Annotated in this window: 14 protein-coding genes; 7 read left to right on the forward strand and 7 right to left on the reverse strand. The window is 62.3% G+C overall.

The genetic code is table 11. The features are described 5' to 3' along the window. Positions 1-35 precede the first annotated feature (35 nt). Positions 36-1,397: an SLC13 family permease gene (locus ACIOJF_RS15715; RefSeq protein ID WP_105658024.1), complete on the reverse strand. Its 1,362-nt coding sequence runs from the start codon at positions 1,395-1,397 to the stop codon at positions 36-38. 153 nt (positions 1,398-1,550) lie between these two features. Here ACIOJF_RS15715 and ACIOJF_RS15720 point away from each other — a divergent pair, with 153 nt between their 5' ends. From ACIOJF_RS15720 to ACIOJF_RS15730, 3 genes are all read left to right on the forward strand, one after another. Beyond that, positions 1,551-2,261: an FCD domain-containing protein gene (locus tag ACIOJF_RS15720; protein WP_332498674.1), complete on the forward strand. Its 711-nt coding sequence runs from the start codon at positions 1,551-1,553 to the stop codon at positions 2,259-2,261. A gap of 460 nt (positions 2,262-2,721) precedes the next feature. Beyond that, on the forward strand, positions 2,722-3,051 hold the full coding sequence (locus ACIOJF_RS15725; RefSeq protein WP_105658025.1) for a PadR family transcriptional regulator: 330 nt from the start codon (positions 2,722-2,724) through the stop codon (positions 3,049-3,051). Position 3,052: 1 nt separating this feature from the next. Further along, positions 3,053-4,048, forward strand: a complete 996-nt coding sequence (locus tag ACIOJF_RS15730; RefSeq protein WP_402741857.1) for a permease prefix domain 1-containing protein — start codon at positions 3,053-3,055, stop codon at positions 4,046-4,048. 429 nt (positions 4,049-4,477) lie between these two features. Here the strand turns inward: ACIOJF_RS15730 and ACIOJF_RS15735 are convergent, their stop codons facing one another. Next, complete coding sequence (locus tag ACIOJF_RS15735) at positions 4,478-5,374, reverse strand: LysR family transcriptional regulator (RefSeq protein ID WP_105658027.1); 897 nt, start codon at positions 5,372-5,374, stop codon at positions 4,478-4,480. Between the two features lie 126 nt (positions 5,375-5,500). Between ACIOJF_RS15735 and ACIOJF_RS15740 the strand changes: the two genes are divergently transcribed. Beyond that, positions 5,501-6,916: a M20 family metallopeptidase gene (locus ACIOJF_RS15740; RefSeq protein ID WP_402741858.1), complete on the forward strand. Its 1,416-nt coding sequence runs from the start codon at positions 5,501-5,503 to the stop codon at positions 6,914-6,916. A 9-nt stretch (positions 6,917-6,925) separates the two neighbouring features. Beyond that, entirely contained in the window at positions 6,926-8,239 is a 1,314-nt protein-coding gene (locus ACIOJF_RS15745; protein WP_402741859.1) for an MFS transporter, read from the forward strand. A 79-nt stretch (positions 8,240-8,318) separates the two neighbouring features. Here ACIOJF_RS15745 and ACIOJF_RS15750 read toward each other — a convergent pair whose 3' ends face one another. Further along, positions 8,319-9,314: a YafY family protein gene (locus ACIOJF_RS15750; protein WP_105658030.1), complete on the reverse strand. Its 996-nt coding sequence runs from the start codon at positions 9,312-9,314 to the stop codon at positions 8,319-8,321. Between the two features lie 94 nt (positions 9,315-9,408). Between ACIOJF_RS15750 and ACIOJF_RS15755 the strand changes: the two genes are divergently transcribed. Next, on the forward strand, positions 9,409-9,774 hold the full coding sequence (locus ACIOJF_RS15755) for a VOC family protein (protein WP_105658031.1): 366 nt from the start codon (positions 9,409-9,411) through the stop codon (positions 9,772-9,774). A 126-nt stretch (positions 9,775-9,900) separates the two neighbouring features. On the opposite strand, the gene hpaD is transcribed toward ACIOJF_RS15755, so the two are convergent. From hpaD to ACIOJF_RS15775, 4 genes are all read right to left on the reverse strand, one after another. Further along, the gene (gene hpaD, locus ACIOJF_RS15760; protein WP_332488693.1) at positions 9,901-10,998 is read right to left on the reverse strand and encodes a 3,4-dihydroxyphenylacetate 2,3-dioxygenase; all 1,098 of its coding nucleotides are present in this window, start codon (positions 10,996-10,998) and stop codon (positions 9,901-9,903) included. Positions 10,999-11,061: 63 nt separating this feature from the next. Further along, positions 11,062-12,555, reverse strand: a complete 1,494-nt coding sequence (gene hpaE, locus ACIOJF_RS15765; RefSeq protein ID WP_105658032.1) for a 5-carboxymethyl-2-hydroxymuconate semialdehyde dehydrogenase — start codon at positions 12,553-12,555, stop codon at positions 11,062-11,064. 78 nt (positions 12,556-12,633) lie between these two features. Further along, on the reverse strand, positions 12,634-13,293 hold the full coding sequence (locus ACIOJF_RS15770; protein WP_105658033.1) for a GntR family transcriptional regulator: 660 nt from the start codon (positions 13,291-13,293) through the stop codon (positions 12,634-12,636). Next, positions 13,293-14,816, reverse strand: coding sequence for a fumarylacetoacetate hydrolase family protein (locus ACIOJF_RS15775; RefSeq protein WP_402741860.1), 1,524 nt, complete (start codon positions 14,814-14,816; stop codon positions 13,293-13,295). Before ACIOJF_RS15775 ends, ACIOJF_RS15770 begins: the two co-directional genes overlap by 1 nt. A gap of 547 nt (positions 14,817-15,363) precedes the next feature. Here ACIOJF_RS15775 and ACIOJF_RS15780 point away from each other — a divergent pair. Then, positions 15,364-16,992: a hypothetical protein gene (locus tag ACIOJF_RS15780; RefSeq protein ID WP_402741861.1), complete on the forward strand. Its 1,629-nt coding sequence runs from the start codon at positions 15,364-15,366 to the stop codon at positions 16,990-16,992. Positions 16,993-17,010 lie beyond the last annotated feature (18 nt).

Here is a 17,010-nt window from a genome sequence, read left to right on the forward strand (position 1 = left end):
CCTAGGAGTGGAAAGATTGGCGGTTCCGCTGGTGCCTACAGCCAGCCGGGCAAGACCAGCAGCGCCCAGGCCAGGACAGGGCCGGCCAGGACGATGATGCCGCCGTAGCCCAGGACCTGCTTGTAGAAGCGGTCCTTGTCGGTGCCTTCCGGGGCGTTGGCAAGGACCAGGGCGCCGTTGGTGGAGAAGGGCGAGACATCCACGATGGTAGAGGCGATGGCCAGCGCGCAGATCAATCCGGTAGCGCTGATCGAGCCCGAGCCCAGGAACGGGATCGCCAGCGGGATGAGCGCGGCCAGGATGGCAGTGGATGATGCGAAAGCCGAGACAACGGCGCCGATGTAGCAGATGAGCAAGCCCGCAAGCAGCGGTGCTCCCAGGGTCGCCACGGCGTTCGAAGCGTATTCGATGGTGCCGGCTTCCTCCAGGACTCCGACGAAAGTGAGCATGCCGCAGATGAGCAGGACCGTGGACCAGCTGATCTTGTTGACCGCCCCCTTCTGGGCAGCGGGGTTGACCAAGGCCAGGACGACAGCGATGGTGATCGAAACGAAGCCGACGTCGACCTTGAAGCCCAATGCGATCACGGCCAGGGCGACCAGGCCGAGGATGGTCATTGCCTGGCCGAAGCGCTGGCCCGGGGCATGCGGCGCGGCGCCGTCGCCGGCAGGATCGCGGGGACCGTAGGTTCCCGAGCCGCTTCCCTTGAAATCGACATCGGCTGCCTGCGAGCCCACGGAGACCGACAGGCGGGCCTCGGCAACGCGTTCGGCGATGGCGCTGGCCCGCTGGCCAGCCAGTTTGCGCCCGCCCAGGACCAGGAACAGCACGATGGCGATCACCAGGTTGAAGGCGAAGCTGGTGAGGAACAGGGCGGTGGGGCTGAAGGCGAACCCGGCTTCCTGGATCAGCCCATTGACGATCACGCCGTAGACGGCGATCGGGGAGAAGCCGCCGGCTTGCGCGCCGTGCACGATCAGCATGCCCATCATGAGCGGGTTGATCTCGTATTTCTGGGCGAAGCGCAGGCCGATCGGGGCGATGATCGCCACCGCTGCCGGGCCCAGGGCGCCAATGGCGGTAATGGCTGCGGTGATGGCGAACATGACCCAGGGGATCAGCGAGATCCGGTTGTCGACAAGTTTCACCGCCCGGTCAACCAGGATGTCGATGGTGCCATTGTTCTGGGCTATGGCGAAGAGGTAGGTGACCCCGACCAGGGTCAAGAACAGTCCTCCGGGGAAGCTGGCGAGAATGTCCTTGGCATCCATGCCGAGGAATATCGTGCCGAGCAGGAAGGCGCCAACGAAGGCCAGGGCTCCCATGTTGATCGGGAACATCGTGGCAATTATGAACATCACCGCCAAGACGATGATGGAGACGAGTGCGACAGACATGGGTAATCCTTTTCGGGAGGCTTTGCACTGAGTGGTTTTGCTGTGACGGGTGTCACTGGCTCACTGGCCTAGCCTCCTAGACTCCCGGTGTCTTGTCAAGGTAATTTTCGGTGTAAGTTTGAGGAAGAACACATTTTCAGGTGGGGAGTGGTTGTGGCTGAAGCCAAGAAGGCCAGGGCGTTCGCGAAGGTGCAGCGTCCTCGGCTCTATGAGCAGTTGATGCAGCAGATCCTGGCTTTCGTCGAAGCAGAGCAGTTGGGGCCCGGCGACCATCTGCCGGCCGAGCGCGAGCTGGCAGAACAGCTCGGCGTCTCGCGAGCGACCCTGGCCCAGGCCCTGGTGGCGCTGGAAGTACTCGGGGTCATCGACGTGCAGCATGGAACCGGCGCGGTGCTCGTGCACCGTCCGAGCGTCGCCACGGTGCTGCGCGAACTGCGCGAGCACAAGAGCCGGTTGCCTGATATCGTCGAGGCGCGCAGTACCTTGGAGGTCAAGCTGGCCGCGCTGGCTGCCGCACGCCGCACCGAGGCGGACCTGCGCAAAATCGATCACGCGCTGGAGGTGATGGCCGCGGAAATTGGCGAGGGCGGCCGTGGCGAGCGCGGTGATGAGCTTTTCCACGAGGCAATTACCGCTGCAGCTAAATCAGCGGTTTTGCAAAAACTCATGACGTTTATCGCCGAGATGGTGCTCGAAACCCGCATCGAATCGTTGGGGCAGCCAGGACGCCCGGAGCGCTCGCTGGAGTCGCACCTGAAAATCGCCGATGCGATTCGCCGCGGCGATGCCACGGGTGCCGCCGCCGCGATGGGCGAGCATATAGAAATGGTCTCCGACGTGGCCCTGCTTAGGGACGGCAGGTAGCCGCAAAGCCGTTCAGCCAGTTGCTGCCGGGCGTGGCTGGCACTTTTCCGCCGGAGCCGTTTTCTTCGATGTCCGGGCGGCTCGAGGTGCTGCCGGCCGCTAGCTTTTGCTATTCTCCCGCGCGCAGTGCGCGGAAGGCCTCCGTGGCCGGAGGTTGGCCTGTTGCGGAAAGTTCGCAGTTATCAAAAGGCGATGGGCGATGGGCTGGAAAAGCGCGGCCACTGCCGATCTATGGACCACGCTGCGCTGGAATTCAACAGATCTTGGCACTCCAGTCCAGTCGCCAGTCCTGCCGCTACGCGATGCGTTACTTGCTGGTTTGCTTGTCCCGCCTCAGCGCCCCGCTCACTTCCGGCTGCGATGCCCAGTTCTGCAACGAATAGTATTGAACACCCGCTCTCACCTTGTGACAGTAATGTGTGATTGACGATAGTGTGTGACGCACGGTAATGTGAGCGGCATGGAAGAGTTCGACACCCAACTGCAAGAGCTGCGACGCGGCACCGTTGTGCTTGCCTGCCTGCAGCTGCTGCGCAGTGCCGGGTATGGCTACAGCCTGCTGGAGCAGCTCGACGACCACGGTTTCTCCACCGATGCCAACACCTTGTATCCGCTGCTGCGGCGCCTGGAGAAGCAGGGTTACCTCACCAGCGAGTGGAACACCGAGGAGGCCAGGCCACGCAAGTTCTACCGAACCTCGCCTGACGGTATCCGCCTTGCCGACACGTTGACCACGGAATGGCGATCACTGGCAACGGCGATCGCCTCGCTCACCGAAGAGGAGCACTGACATGACTGCCACATTGACCGAACGCTACATCTCGGCCACGATCCGCAGCCTCGAGCCCGGGATGCGGAACGACATCCGCGCCGAACTCGAAGCCTCCATTGCCGACGCCATCGAGGCGCGCGTAGCCCAAGGCGAAGCCGCGCAGCAGGCGGAACGCCGCGTCCTGGCCGAACTCGGCGACCCCGGCATCCTCGCCGCCGGCTACGCAGACCGGCCGCTGCACCTGATCGGGCCGAAGTACTATCTGGCTTGGTGGCACCTGCTGAAACTGCTGCTGTGGATCGTGCCGCTCTGCGTGGCAGGGGCAATGGCGCTGGGTTTGCTGGTCTCTGGACAGGACGTGGGCGAAAGCATCGTCCAGTCGCTTTCCGTCGGGCTGCAGGTCATCGTGCACGTGGGCTTCTGGACCACGCTCGTGTTCGTCGTGCTCGAGCGCACTGGCGCGGACACTGGCGTGAAGTGGGATGTTGACCATCTGCCGGAAATTCCCGAGGATGGCGCGGGCCGCAGCGAGTTGATCGCGTCGCTGGTATTCCTGGGCATCGCCGCCGGCGCGGTGGTGTGGGATCTGGTCCGAGGATTCTTCCCCACAGGCGGTGAACCGATCCCGATCCTCAGCCCGGGGCTGTGGCCGTGGTGGATCGGCGTCCTGTTCGCACTGATCATCCTCGAGGCCGTCTTCGCCGTCGCGCTGTTCCGCCTGCGTCGTTGGACAACTGCCATGGCGGTGCTGAACACCGTGCTCGCCTTGGCCTTCGCGGCCTGGGCGCTGATCCTGCTGCTGCGCGGCGAGCTCGTCAACCCGGAGTTCCTCTCGTTCGTTGCGGTTGCCGGAAGCGACGGGTTCGCCGCCGGCAACGCGCAGGCCGCTGGCAATGGCGGTATCTTCCGCATTCTCGCCGTGCTGCTCGGGTGCGGAATCGCGGCCGGCATTGGCTGGGATATCGTTGACGGCTGGCGCAAGGCTGTGCGGGAACGGGGCACAGCCCGGGGCTGAACGCGCTGAATGGCAGGTGGGAGTCCGTGCCACCGTGTCCAGCGCTGAGCTGCCTGCCGGCAATGATACGAGCTCGCGGGTCACTGCCCCCGGCTTGTGTTCCGGCACGGAAGCCCCTCCATCAATTGGGCCGACAGTTGCTCGAAAGGCACCTAGGAAAGCACGTCATCACGATCAGGAAGAGCGCCGTCAACCACGACTGCTCCGAACGCTTCCGGCGCTCGCTCGGCTCCGCCTGCGCAAATACTCGCCGTTCGAATCCCGGGTGCACCCGACGAGCGAAGCCTCCGGCAATCAGCGATCCCTCGGAGGGGCCATCACGGTACATGCGACTGCCTCCGTGCCGCACCGCCACCCATTAGCTGGGGCCGCTGTTCGGCCAGTAGAATCCCATGCCGGCCCCTGCGGCGAGGCCGCGTTCTTCCCTGATCAGTATTCCTGCATCAGGGCCGTGATCTGCTGGATCAGCGCACTGACCAAGGCTGGTTGCCGGCGTCGCGGCATGGTGAGGATCTGTGCGCTGCGTTCGGCCAGAGCCGGATGGTCAATCGGGATGAACCTCAGCCCTTGGCTCAGCCCATCGCGACGAGCGAAGCGGCTGAGCAAGGTCACCCCCGCGCCGGAACGCGCGAACTCCATGGCCGGATTGATGTGATCGGTAGTTAGCGCGATCTTCGGCGTGAGTCCGGCCATGGAGGTGGCGATGTCAAAAAGCTCGCGCTGGGTGATGCCCTTGGCCGGCATGGACATCGGGTACTCGCAGAGCTCGGCCAGCGACAGCTGCGTCCGCTCAGCCAGGGGGTGGTCGGCGCAAACCACGGCATAAGCCGGAGCTGGGCAGGAATGCTCGACGGTTACATGGCGCTGCGGGCCCAGGGCAAAGATCGTCGCGAGATCCGCAGTGCCTTCGATAACCTGCCTGGTGGCCTCGGCCGAGGGCAAGACGCTCAGGTGAACCGTCACCTCGGGATGTTCCTTGCAGAACGCGGAGACGGCGCGAGGAGTCACCGAGGCAGCAAGTCCTTCCGAGCTGGCCACCTCGATGACTCGTGAAGCCCCCGAGGAGAGCTCGCTCAGATCCTGAGCCAGTTGCTCGCCTTCGGAGAGCATGCGGCGGGTATGGGCCAGCAGCAGCACCCCGGCATCGGTCAATTCCATGCCGCGGGCATGGCGGCGGAAAATTGCCGCGCCGACGTGGCGTTCGAGCTGGCTGATCTGCCGGCTGATCGCCGACGCGGAAACATGTTGCGATTCGGCGGCATCGGAAATAGATCCCGTGCTAGCCACCTCATGGAAGTAGCGCAGCGCCGTTGGCAATGTTTGCATTCTCTTGTTCCCGTTCGATCAGCATTTTGCATTTAACTCAAACCTGATGCACGAAACGGCACTGGTTCCCGTCGCGCCCATCTCCTAATGTGATCTACAGTACAACACGCCGAGCGGGGAGAAATCATGACAAATAGAGAAGATTTGCTAGTAGCTGCGGACAAGTATGTCGACTCGGGGGAGCTGTTCGAGGACTTGTCCGAGCTGGTTGCCTGCCCGACGGTCAGCACCGACCCCAGCCAGAGGGTTGCAACGAACTCATATCTGGATAAGAACTTACGATCGAGGCTCGAAAGCATGGGCTTTACTGTGCGGCTTGATCTGGACTGGCGGGGATCGGGCAATTCTTTCCTGCGCGCGGTTCGCACAGAACATCGGGATTACACTACGGTGCTGTGCTACGGGCATGCCGATGTGGTTGACGGCCAAGCGGGGCAATGGGAGCAGGGGCGCGATCCTTTCGTGCTGGATGCCCAGGGCGAGCGCTGGTACGGACGCGGCGCGGCGGATAACAAGGGCCAGCACCTGGTGAACCTCAAGGCCTTCGAGATGCTGCTGGCCCAGCGCGGGGAATTGGGATTCAACGCGGTCTTCCTGTTCGAAGCCGGCGAGGAAATCGGGTCCCCGCAGCTGGATGAATACGCCGCGGCGCACCGCGAAGAACTCGCCGCAGATCTCTTCATCGCCTCGGACGGCCCCAGATTGTCAGCCCAGGAACCCACGATATTCCTTGGCGCACGGGGTGGGGCGACCTTCGAACTCAGCATTCCGCTGCGCGCGGGCGGCTATCATTCAGGGAATTGGGGCGGCCTGCTGCGCAACCCCGCAACCACGTTGGCTGGCGCGATCGGTGCACTGGTCGATGGGCATGGGCGTATCCAAGTACCAGGGCTGCTTCCCGACGAACTGCCCGACTCGGTGCGCCAAGCGCTCCAATCGGTGCAGGTGGGCGGAGGAGCGCAGAACCCGCAATTGGCCGACGGCTGGGGCGACACCAGGCTGAGCGCGGCAGAACGGCTCTACGCCTGGAATACCCTGGAGGTGATCGCGCTGCAATCGGCCGACGTCGCCCGGCCGGTCAATGCCATCCCGGGTGAGGCCCGGGCGGTCCTGCAACTGCGCTTCGTCGTTGGAACGGATCTGGCGGGGCTGGAAGCGGCGATCCGGCGGGCACTGGACGAGGCCGGCTACCCGATGGTGCAGCTGGCCATGGGACAGTGCTTCCCGGCCAGCAGGACCAACCCCGACAACCCTTGGGTGCGCTGGGCCAGCGAGTCCATCCAGCGGAGCACCGGCGTGCCCGCGGTGGTCTTGCCCAATATCGGCGGTTCGCTGCCCAATGCGGTCTTCGAATCGACGCTTGGCCTGCCGACCTTGTGGGTCCCGCATTCCTATCCGGGGTGCCAGCAGCACGGGCCCAACGAGCACGCCCTGGAGCCGGTGCTGCGCCAAGGACTGAAAATGATGTGCGGGCTCTTCCATGACCTGGCAACGAACACGACCTTGCCGCGCACGGTAGCGGCTAGCAGCGAGAAGATCTAGGACTCCAGCATGGAAAATCAGCAATTACCAGTTAAAGACCAGACAGCGCCGGCCCGACGCCAGTCCACCGCTCGCGGTATCGCCGCAGCCACCATTGGCAATGCGCTGGAGTGGTACGACATGGCCATCTATGCGCTGTTGGCAATCTATATCGGCCACAACTTCTTCCCCTCGGAAAATCCGGCCGTAGAGGTCATCCAGGCTTTTGCGGTCTTCGGTATCTCCTACCTGATCCGCCCTCTAGGTGGACTTGTACTCGGATCCTATGCGGACCGCAAGGGCTTGAAAAAGGGGTTGATCCTCACTATCAGGCTGATGGTAGTGGGTACGGCGATCATTGCACTGCTGCCGGGCTACGACACCATCGGCATCTTCGCTCCGCTGGGGCTCATCCTGGGGCGGCTCATCCAGGGCTTCTCCGCCGGTGGCGAGTTCGGTGCCGCCACCTCGTACCTCTTGGCGCAGGACAAGGGGCGCAAGGGATTCCTGGGCAGCTTCCAGTTCGCAAGCCAAGGCCTGGGCGCGATGATGGCTGCCATCACGGTGGTCGCTTTGACCAGTATCTTCACGACGGAGCAGATGAACGACTGGGCCTGGCGCATACCGTTCTTCATCGGTCTGCTGGTGGGCCCTGCCGGCTGGTGGATCCGTCGCCACGTCGATGAAGCGCCGCTGCCCGAAGCGGCCCCGGGGGATCGGCACAGCGCCAAGAACGCGGTGCATGCCCCGGTGCGCGAGCTGTTCCGCTCGAACAAGGCCTCGGTGTTCATCGCCGGCGGAGCGCTGGCTATTTCGACAGCGCTGAACTTCGTGCTGCAGTACATGCCGACTTTCGGCATCAGCCAATTGGGCATGAGCCCTACCGTTTCCTTCTCCTCGCTGATTATCTCCGGGGCGATCTTGACCTTCGCCACGCCAGTGGTGGGCCACCTTTCGGACCGCTTCGGACGATTGCGCATCATGATTCCCGCCGCCCTGGCGATCATGCTGCTGACCATCCCGCTGTTCCTCTGGTTGATTGCGGGCAAGACCTTCCTGGTCCTCGCGGTCGTAATGGTCATCCTGGGATTGCTCAAGGCTTTGTACTTCGGTGCGCTGCCGTCGGTGATGGCTGATGTCTTCAGCGATTCGTCGCGGGCCACGGGCCTGTCCTTCAGCTACAACACCTCTGTGGCGATTTTCGGCGGATTCACCCCGATGATTTGCGCCTTCCTGATCCAGGCCACTGGCCAGCCGATTGCCCCGGGCTACTACCTGGCGGTGCTGGCCATCGTGAGCATCGCGGCGCTGGGCTCCGCCTTCCGTTTCCGGGCGGTGCGCTGACCCCGCCACTGGTGAAGCAGCGCAGGAAGCACAAGGCCGGCAACCGCAGCGGTTGCCGGCCTTTGCGCGCTCGCGACGATCACGAGCGATCCGGCTCTCGGGGCACCGGTGCGGCGGATGGATCCTGATGGCGCGAAACCAGATCGGTGGCCAGCGCGCGAATCATGTCACGTGCCGCTGGGGGACCAGTTACGTGGATATGGTCGGCAAATTGGAGCAGTTGGCGCACGTCTTGGATTTGCCGGAACACGATAGTGATCGGGTACCACCCTCCTTCGGCTGCGTCCACGTCCCGGAGACGCTCGCCCAAGATTCGCCGGGCCAAATCCAGTCGAGTTGCACGCAGGCGGGCCGTGATCATCACGTCCCCGGGTGCCTCTGTGCGTTCCTTGAGCGAGAGCCACACCGTGCGCAGGGTGGCATCGACCTGCAAGTTTGCCGGCGCCTGCAGGATTTCGAATGAGTAGAGCCGCTCCAACGAGAACAGCCGCTGCTCACCTTGCTGTTCGGCGACGAGATACCAGCGACCGGACTTGGCCACGAGTCCATAGGGATCCACGAGCAGGAACGCTGGGTGCGCCTCGGTACTGCGCCGATACTTGATGCGCAGCTGGCGCCGAAGCCGCAACGCGGTTGCCAGATCCGCGATATCGACCAGCAGGCTCCGGCCCGACAGCCAGGCAGAACTATCCACCATGACAATATCGGCCAACGTAGCCCGGGGATGGGCCGCTGGAGCTGCGTCCTGCTTCAGCGCGACCTTGCGCGCCGCCGTAGCATGTGCGTCCCGCAAGCCCAGAAGTTCCAAATGCCGTTCATCGAGCCCCGCCACGGACAAGGCTTCCAGCTCCGGCGGCTCCAGATGGGCCAGATTCAATCGGGAGCCCGGCAGCAAGGCGATTCCTCCGTGGCGCCCGCGCTCGGCGTAGACAGGGACGCCAGCCATGGACAGCGCTTCGACATCGCGCAGGATGGTCCGTCGCGAGACCTCCAGCGTCTGGGACAGTTCCGAGGAGCTGATGCGCTGACGAGTCTGCAACAGCAAGAGCAGGTGCAACAGCCTGGAAGCTTTCATGACCTCCAAGTATCCCAGAAAAGAAGACATGTTCTGTCGTGATTTTCTGGTGGACTGCTAATGTCCACTAATTCATTGATCCCAGGAGTCCCCGATGCCCCGCCCGAACCTGTTCCTCGTTTATGTCAAGGATGCCCGGAAAGCTGCCGAATTCTATGGCGATTTGTTCGATATGGATCCCGTCTTCGTCTCGCCGCGCTATGTGGCATTCGCCCTCAGCGAGCAGGTGAGCTTCGCTGTGTGGTCCGGCAAGAATGAAGATGCGGTCCCGGAAACCCCGCGCACCAGCGAGGTGGGTTTGATGGTCCCCGGCTCCGGCGGTGACGTTGACGAAACTTGCCGCCAATGGTCCGCCAAGGGAGTGCGCATCGTGCAAGAACCTTACGACGAAGTCTTTGGCAGGACCTTTGTTGCCGCGGATCCAGATGGCAACCTGATCAGGGTCTCGCCGATGGACTAGGAATTAGCGTGGCCAATAAAAGCAGAATCCCGGGGCATCGGCGAAGAAATTCGCTGATGTCCCGGGATTCTTGTGTTGCAGCTCAGGGAAGCTGCCAAGCTCTGGGTCTAGAAGAGCTTGCCTGGCTTAGAGCTGGTTGCCCAGCTTGAAGCCCTTGGAAGCCTGGCCATGGTACGAGCCGTCTTCGTCACCGGCACGGGTGAAGGAGAAGCCGTCGGCGCCAATGGTGACTTCCAGCTCGGAGTCATCGGTGCGCTCGATGACTTCCTGCACGTTGCCATCCAGGTCCAGGACCTTGGAAGCTTCGGTGTACCACGATGGAACAACCGGGTTGCCCCACCAGTCGCGGCGCTGGTTGTCGTGCACGTTCCAGGTGATGGTCGGGTTGTCCGGATCGCCGGTGTAGTAATCCTGGGTGTAGATCTCGATGCGGTGGTCATCTGGATCCAGGATGTACAGGTAGAACGCGTTGGAGACGCCGTGGCGGCCGGGGCCGCGCTCGATGCGGTCTGAGATGCGCAGTGCGCCCATCTTGTCGCAGATCTGGATGATGTTGTGCTTCTCGTGGGTGGAGAAGGCCACGTGGTGCAGGCGCGGGCCGTTGCCGCCGGTCAAAGCGGTGTCGTGCACGGTGCCCTTGCGGTGCATCCAGGCTGCGTAGGTGGTGCCTTCGTCGTCCTGGATGTCCTCGGTGACGCGGAAGCCCAGGTCCTCGAGGTACTTGCGGCCGCGTGGCACGTCCGGGGTGACCTGGTTGAAGTGGTCCAGGCGGACAAGTTCGCCGGCCGAGTACAGGTCGTAGCGCATGTGCAGGCGCTCTACGTGGGTGGTCTCGAAGAAGAACTCGTATGGGAAGCCCAGTGGATCCTCAACGCGCACGGCGTCGCCGATGCCCTTGACGAAGCCTTCCTTGCGGCGCTCGGTGCGGCAGCCCAATTCCTTGTAGTAGGCCTCGGCCTTGTCGACCTCTTCGGTGGAACGCACGCGGAAAGCCATGGCCTTCAGTGCGGCGACCGGACCCTTGGTCAGCACCAGGTTGTGGTGGATGAATTCCTCGAAGGAACGCAGGTAGATCTGGTTCTCGTCTTCGTAGGACACGTGCAGGCCCAGTACGTCCACATAGAACTTGCGCGAGCGCTCCAGGTCGGTGACGACCAGTTCAGCGTAGGCGCAGCGCAGGATATCCGGTGCTGGAACCGAAGGGGTTGGGATCGGGTTTGCGATCTCTTTGCTCATGATTTGCTCCTTTGCAAGCAAGAAAAACTAGGGGCGGGAAGCGCGTGCTTCCTAGACGCCGAACTTAGGGGAGTGCGCTTCGTTCAGGGTGATCTGGATGGACTGCTGGGTGGTGTAGAAGTCCACCGAGCGGTAGCCGCCTTCGCGGCCCAGGCCCGAAGCCTTCACGCCGCCGAATGGGGTGCGCAGGTCGCGGACGTTGTTGGAGTTCAGCCACACCATGCCCGAATCGATCTGGTGCGCGAAGTTGTGCGCGCGCTTCAAGTTGCTGGTCCACACGTAGGCTGCCAGGCCGTACTTGGTGTTGTTGGCCAATTCCAGTGCTTCCTCGTCGGTGTCGAACGGGGTGATGGCAACAACCGGGCCGAAGATCTCGTCCTGGAAGATCTGCGCATCCGGGGCAACATCGGCGAAGACGGTCGGAGCAACGTAGTTGCCCTCTTCGAAGCCTTCGGCGCGGCCGCCGCCGGCCAGCAAGCGGCCTTCGGTCTTGCCGATCTCGATGTAGCCCATGACCTTCTCGAAGTGGTTAGGGTGCACCAGTGCACCGACTTCGGTCTTCGGGTCACTCGGCAGGCCAACGCGGATGTTCTTGGCGCGTTCTGCGAACTTGGCTACGAAATCATCGTAGATATCGCGCTGGACCAACACGCGGGAACCGGCGGTGCAACGCTCGCCGTTCAGCGAGAACACGCCGAAGACGGTGGCGTCCAGGGCGGCTTCCAGATCAGCGTCGGCGAAGACCACTGCAGGGGACTTTCCGCCCAGCTCCAGGGACAGGCCCTTGAAAAATGGCGCAGCCGCGGTGGAGATGGTGGCGCCGGTGGAGGAGTCGCCGGTGAAGGACACCAGCGGCACATCCGGGTGCTTGACCAGGTAGTCGCCGGCCACGCCGCCGGAACCGAAGATCAGGTTGAAGACGCCCTCTGGCAGGCCGGCTTCGCGGAAGATTTCTGGCCACAGGCCAGCGGAGAGCGGGGTGTAGCTGGCAGGCTTGAGGACCACCGAGTTGCCGGTGGCGATGGCCGGAGCCAGCTTCCAGGATTCCTGCATGAATGGAACGTTCCACGGGGTGATCAGCGCGGCGACGCCAATGGGCTTGCGGTTCACGTAGTTCATCTGGCGTCCCGGGACGCGGAAGGAGTTATCCACCTGTGCGACGATCAGGTCGGCGAAGAAGCGGAAGTTCTCCGCGGCGCGGCGGGCCTGGCCCTTGGCCTGGGTGATCGGCAGGCCGGAGTCGTAGGACTCGAGCAGCGAGAGCTCTTCGTCGCGGGATTCGACGATGTCAGCGATCTTGTGCAGCACGCGGGAACGCTCGCGTGGCAGCATCTTGGCCCAAGGGCCTTCCTTGAAGGCCTTGTTGGCGGCGGCAACTGCCAGGTCCACGTCTTCGGGCTGTGCCGAAGCCACGGTGGCGTAGTTGGTGTTGCTTACCGGTTCCTGCACGTCGAAGGTGGCTCCGCCGATGGAGTCAACGAATTCGCCGTTGATGTAGTGCTGCAGGTGGGTCGGAAGGTTTTCCGGTACGAAGTGCTTGCTCATGGCAGTTCCTTTCGTGCTGTGCCGGTGTTTTCACCGGATGGGTTGTGGCAAATCTATGAAAGTTCTCGGTGCTGCTGGCTAGATGGCGCTAGGTGCCATGCCGGCCGCTTTCAAATAGGCGTTGAGCGTATTCGAGCGGTGGTCCCGGCAGGCAGCTTCGATCTGCGCCGGGGTGGCATGGTTGCCGATCAGATCCAGCAGCGCCTCATGCTCCTGAACCGAAGCGCGAGCCCGGTTGGGAATGTGGGTGAAGCTGCTGGCCCGCATGGCCGCCAGCCGGCGCCATCCGCGCTGGACCAGGTCCAGGATGTGCGGATTGGGGCACTGGCCGTAGAGCAGCTGGTGGAATTCGGTATTCATCCGGGTGAAGGCCACCGGATCGAAATCCTCCAGGCACTGGCGCATGTTCTCGTTCAGCGCCCGTGCCTTGGCAAGCCAGGCGGCATCCATGGCATCGGCAGCCAGCGCGGTAGCGGCCGGCTCGATGACCATCAGGGTCTGCATGGTGTGCAGGTACAGGGTGGAATCCACGTGGGCCACCGTCGCCCCGACGTTGCGGGTGAAGTGCACCAGGCCCTCGGCCTCCAGCCGGCGGATCGCCTCGCGCACCGGAACCACGGAGCAGCCCAGCTCATCGGCAATGGTGCCCAGCACCAGCCGGTAGCCGGGGGAGTATGCCCCGTTGACGATGCGCTCGGAAACCAGCTGGTAGGCGGCTTCGGACTTGGAGGCGGTCATTACAGCGACCATGAGTCCAGATCCGGGCTGCCTGCGTCCTTCCAGGCGTTGTACTTGCTCTTCCACGCATCATTCATCGGGAACAGGCCCTCGATGCCGTGGCCGCGCTGGACCATGGCGAAGATGAATTCGTCATTGGATTCGGTCACCGCGGCTTCAGCGGCCACCTCGGCCACCATTGCTGGCGGGATGACCACGATGCCATCGGAGTCGGCCACGATCACATCTCCTGGCTGCACCGATACGCCGCCGCAGGCCACGGTGATGTCCTTGTCCCAGGCCACGTGCTTGCGGCCGAGAACCGCTGGGTGGGCGCCGTTGTAGAAGACCGGGATCTGCAGGTTGGACACGGCGTCCAGGTCCCGTACGCCGCCATCGGAGATGATGCCGGCGGCGCCGAGCTGCTGGGAGCGCAGGGCCAGGATGTCGCCCAGGGTGGCCGAGCCGGTCTCGCCGCGGGCTTCCATGACCAGGATCTCGCCGTCATTGAGCGAGTCGATGGACTGCTTCTGCATGTTGTAGCCGCCGCCGTGGGCCTTGAACAGGTCCTCGCGGTTGGGGATGTAGCGCAGGGTGCGGGCGGTGCCGATCACGCGCTGCATGCCCTTGGTGGCACCGGGGACTTCGATGTTCACGTTGTTCAGGCCGCGCTTGCGCAAGGTGGCGGACAAGGTGGCGGTAGCCACCGAAGCCAGCTGCTCGCGGACCTTGTCGGTCAGCACGTCCTTGCCGGTGATGATCGGGACCATGCCGGCGGTCTCGCGATCGCCGTAGGCATCTTCCTTGTCCTTGTCGGTGACCTTTGGCTGGTTGCCGAAAGCAGCGAAGGCCGCAGTGCCCTCGACGGCGGTGGTCTCCAGCTTGCCGGTCGTGGCGCCGGAGACCAGATCGGTGACCTCGACCTCGACAACGTCGCCGGGGAAGAAGACGGTGGAGCCGGCCGGGGTGCCGGTGAGGATCATGTCACCTGGCTGCAGGGTCATCTGCTGGGACAGGTCGGCGATGATGGTTGCGAAGGAGAAGAGCAGCTCGGAGGTGTCGGCGTCCTGGGCGAGCTTGCCGTTGACCCAGGTCTGCACGCGCAGCTTGGCAGGATCCAAGGTGGCAGCATCCAGGGCGTTGGGACCCACCGGGGTGTAGCCGTCGCCGGACTTGGAGCGGATGTTCGAGCCCTTGTCCGCGTACTTCATGTCGTGCACGCCGAGGTCGTTCGATGCGGTGACCTGCCCGACGTAGCCCCAGGCTTCGTCTACCGAGACGCGGCGAGCGGTCTTGCCGATGATCAGTGCGATCTCGCCCTCGAAGGCGAGCAGCTCGGTGCCAGCTGGGCGTTCCACGGTGGAACCGCTGGCGGCCAGCGAGCTGGTGGCCTTCATGAAGTAGCTGGGGAACTTCGGGGTGCGTCCGCGCTGCGCTGCACGCGAGGAGTAGCTAAGGTGTACGGCCAGGATCTTGCCTGCCTGCGCGAAGGTCTCTTCGGTTACTGGGACAATATTGCTCACCGTTGATCGGCCTGCTTTCATCGAACATCATCTCGTACATCAAATCGTATACGATCAGTGTGCTCTCAATCTCAAACGGTGTCAAGCGCGCTTTGGAAATCTTTGGAAATGATTACCGTGCAGGCCTGGGAATCCGCAGGATCACGCGGAATTCTCCGGGAGCGGGAATGCTTCGAAATGGGCAATTGCGGGGTGCCGGAGCGGATGTACTGCAGCACACAATCGATAGCTGGAATTCTGGCTAGCCAGTCGATCTGATGCCGGATTCCTTGCATGGCCATCGTTGCCCTGTAGTCGGCAAAGGATGCCCGACCGGCGCTATCCTCTTGCCAGCTGGGCGGCAGTGGCAAGCTCGCTCGCGAACCGAAGCCGAGCTACGGCAGGCGCTCTTTTGCCGATCGTGGAAATAGGCCATTTCACTGAGGGTGAGGGCAAGTGGAGTCATGGATTGTTCACGAGAAATATTCCGTTGCTTCCTCCTGCATGCCGGGTAATTGTAGATAGCCTGTATTTATGGGGAGTGTATTTAATATCCGAAACTCGCTGAGATGAGAGCGCAAGGAAAAAGATGTCTTCAGGTCAAAACACAGGCGTGATTGATTCGACGCTGCCGTCGCACCCCACCGAGGTCCACGCAAATAGCTGGATGTGGGGATCCGTGGCGTTGGTCGCCAGAGTTCCGGCATCTTCGATCACGGAACCTGATGGAAACTTGTGGTGGGTCCCGTCGAATGCCGCGGATATCACGTGGAAGATGTTCTGCAAAGATCTGCAAAGCGAAACCTCTGAGTTTCTCCAAAACGACGCGGGAAATCTGCATAAAGCATCAAAAAGCTGGTTCGACAAGACTTCGGTCGGACCTCATTTCCTGGCCATGACTGCCGACGCGAAGCAAGCACTATCGGGTGCTCCAACGTTTGCTTTCGACAACCAGAAGGTAATCAGCAAGCTGACCGGCGCCGGTATCCGGATCGCTGGAATTTCACGTTCTCGTAGTGAGGCGGAAACAGGAGCCGGCAACGCTGAATACGTCGCCTTGCACCTGAAGCTTTCGAAAGAGGCATTGCAAACCCCCGGTTGGGTGACCTCTGCGCTGCACCGGCCGACTCGTGCTGGGCTACTGCCGGGCACAAACATCAATGGCAAGGACTTGCGAGCGGGTGTAAACAACGCCTTGCGTTCAGCAGGCTTGGCAGTAGAACTGAATAATGGCGGCGCTGTGCAATCAAAAGACAAGCAGGATCCATGGGGGAACATCTATACGATCTCCACTTTTATTCCGCAAGACAAGATTCCTCAGTGCCAAAAACACTGGCACGGACCGAGCGCGATGGACAACCCTGCAGTGCGCTGGGCGCATGCACTGAGCATTGCTCAAACCGCCACGCCTAAGCCAACTTTGAGCGACTGGTCCGACCTCGGAGTCAGCAAAGCCCAAGTCTCCCTTGGCCCGTCAATTGGTTGGTGCAGTGATCGGGGGATGGGGATTGTTGCCCAGTCCCGTCCGGATGGCGATCCTGAACACTGGATCGCAGAGACTGGGCATACGGTGGCCTTAGCGCATTCAGTCTTCGTCGATTTGGCGGTCTTGACGATGCAGCAAGATGAATTCTTGACCCAGCGCGCCGGACACCTGGCCAATCTAGCGGCAACCGGAAACCTTGAGGATTCCGCTGCTTCGCTTAAGCGATACAAGGACATTCAAAAAAGGTTTATCGAGTTCCACGGTAAGCGCTGGTTGCAGGAGATACCTGGACGTGAATCTGCAACTCGGGTGCTGCAAGCCATGCAGAACGTGCGCATGCTGGAAGAAAGAATCAAGCATTCACTGATCGAGCAGAAATCCATCATGGATTATCTGGAAGCCAACCAGCGCGCCGAAGAAGAGCAGGTGAATCGCGAACGAGCCGAACAACTGCGCGAAGAGGCGGTTAAGCGTGAGAAGTTCAGTCACCGAGTGAATATTTTTGCGTTTATATTCCTGCCGGCCACACTGATTTTCACCGTTACCGGAGGTCTGGGGATCCAGTTATCCACACTTTGGGGAACTATTTGGATCGGCATCGCTGCTGTCACTACTATCGGGCTGATTGCTTGGATGAAGACGGAAGATGGAAAGAGGAAGAAGGATAGAAAACGCGCGTCCGGAGGCGCATCGCGCAGCGACGAATCCCTCCCTGCCGTGAACAAGGGATAAACAGATCAGCTCAACACA

It is taken from the genome of Glutamicibacter sp. NPDC087831, assembly GCF_044742845.1.
GTDB lineage: Bacteria > Actinomycetota > Actinomycetes > Actinomycetales > Micrococcaceae > Glutamicibacter.

Excerpts from the sequence above, each read along its gene's own strand:
- ACIOJF_RS15715 (WP_105658024.1), bottom strand. The coding sequence starts at position 1,397 with ATGTCTGTCGCACTCGTCTCCATCATCGTCTTGGCGGTGATGTTCATA.
- ACIOJF_RS15725 (WP_105658025.1), top strand. The coding sequence starts at position 2,722 with ATGGAAGAGTTCGACACCCAACTGCAAGAGCTGCGACGCGGCACCGTT.
- ACIOJF_RS15730 (WP_402741857.1), top strand. The coding sequence starts at position 3,053 with ATGACTGCCACATTGACCGAACGCTACATCTCGGCCACGATCCGCAGC.
- ACIOJF_RS15735 (WP_105658027.1), bottom strand. The coding sequence starts at position 5,374 with ATGCAAACATTGCCAACGGCGCTGCGCTACTTCCATGAGGTGGCTAGC.
- ACIOJF_RS15740 (WP_402741858.1), top strand. The coding sequence starts at position 5,501 with ATGACAAATAGAGAAGATTTGCTAGTAGCTGCGGACAAGTATGTCGAC.
- ACIOJF_RS15745 (WP_402741859.1), top strand. The coding sequence starts at position 6,926 with ATGGAAAATCAGCAATTACCAGTTAAAGACCAGACAGCGCCGGCCCGA.
- ACIOJF_RS15750 (WP_105658030.1), bottom strand. The coding sequence starts at position 9,314 with ATGAAAGCTTCCAGGCTGTTGCACCTGCTCTTGCTGTTGCAGACTCGT.
- ACIOJF_RS15755 (WP_105658031.1), top strand. The coding sequence starts at position 9,409 with ATGCCCCGCCCGAACCTGTTCCTCGTTTATGTCAAGGATGCCCGGAAA.
- hpaE (WP_105658032.1), bottom strand. The coding sequence starts at position 12,555 with ATGAGCAAGCACTTCGTACCGGAAAACCTTCCGACCCACCTGCAGCAC.
- ACIOJF_RS15770 (WP_105658033.1), bottom strand. The coding sequence starts at position 13,293 with ATGACCGCCTCCAAGTCCGAAGCCGCCTACCAGCTGGTTTCCGAGCGC.
- ACIOJF_RS15775 (WP_402741860.1), bottom strand. The coding sequence starts at position 14,816 with ATGAAAGCAGGCCGATCAACGGTGAGCAATATTGTCCCAGTAACCGAA.
- ACIOJF_RS15780 (WP_402741861.1), top strand. The coding sequence starts at position 15,364 with ATGTCTTCAGGTCAAAACACAGGCGTGATTGATTCGACGCTGCCGTCG.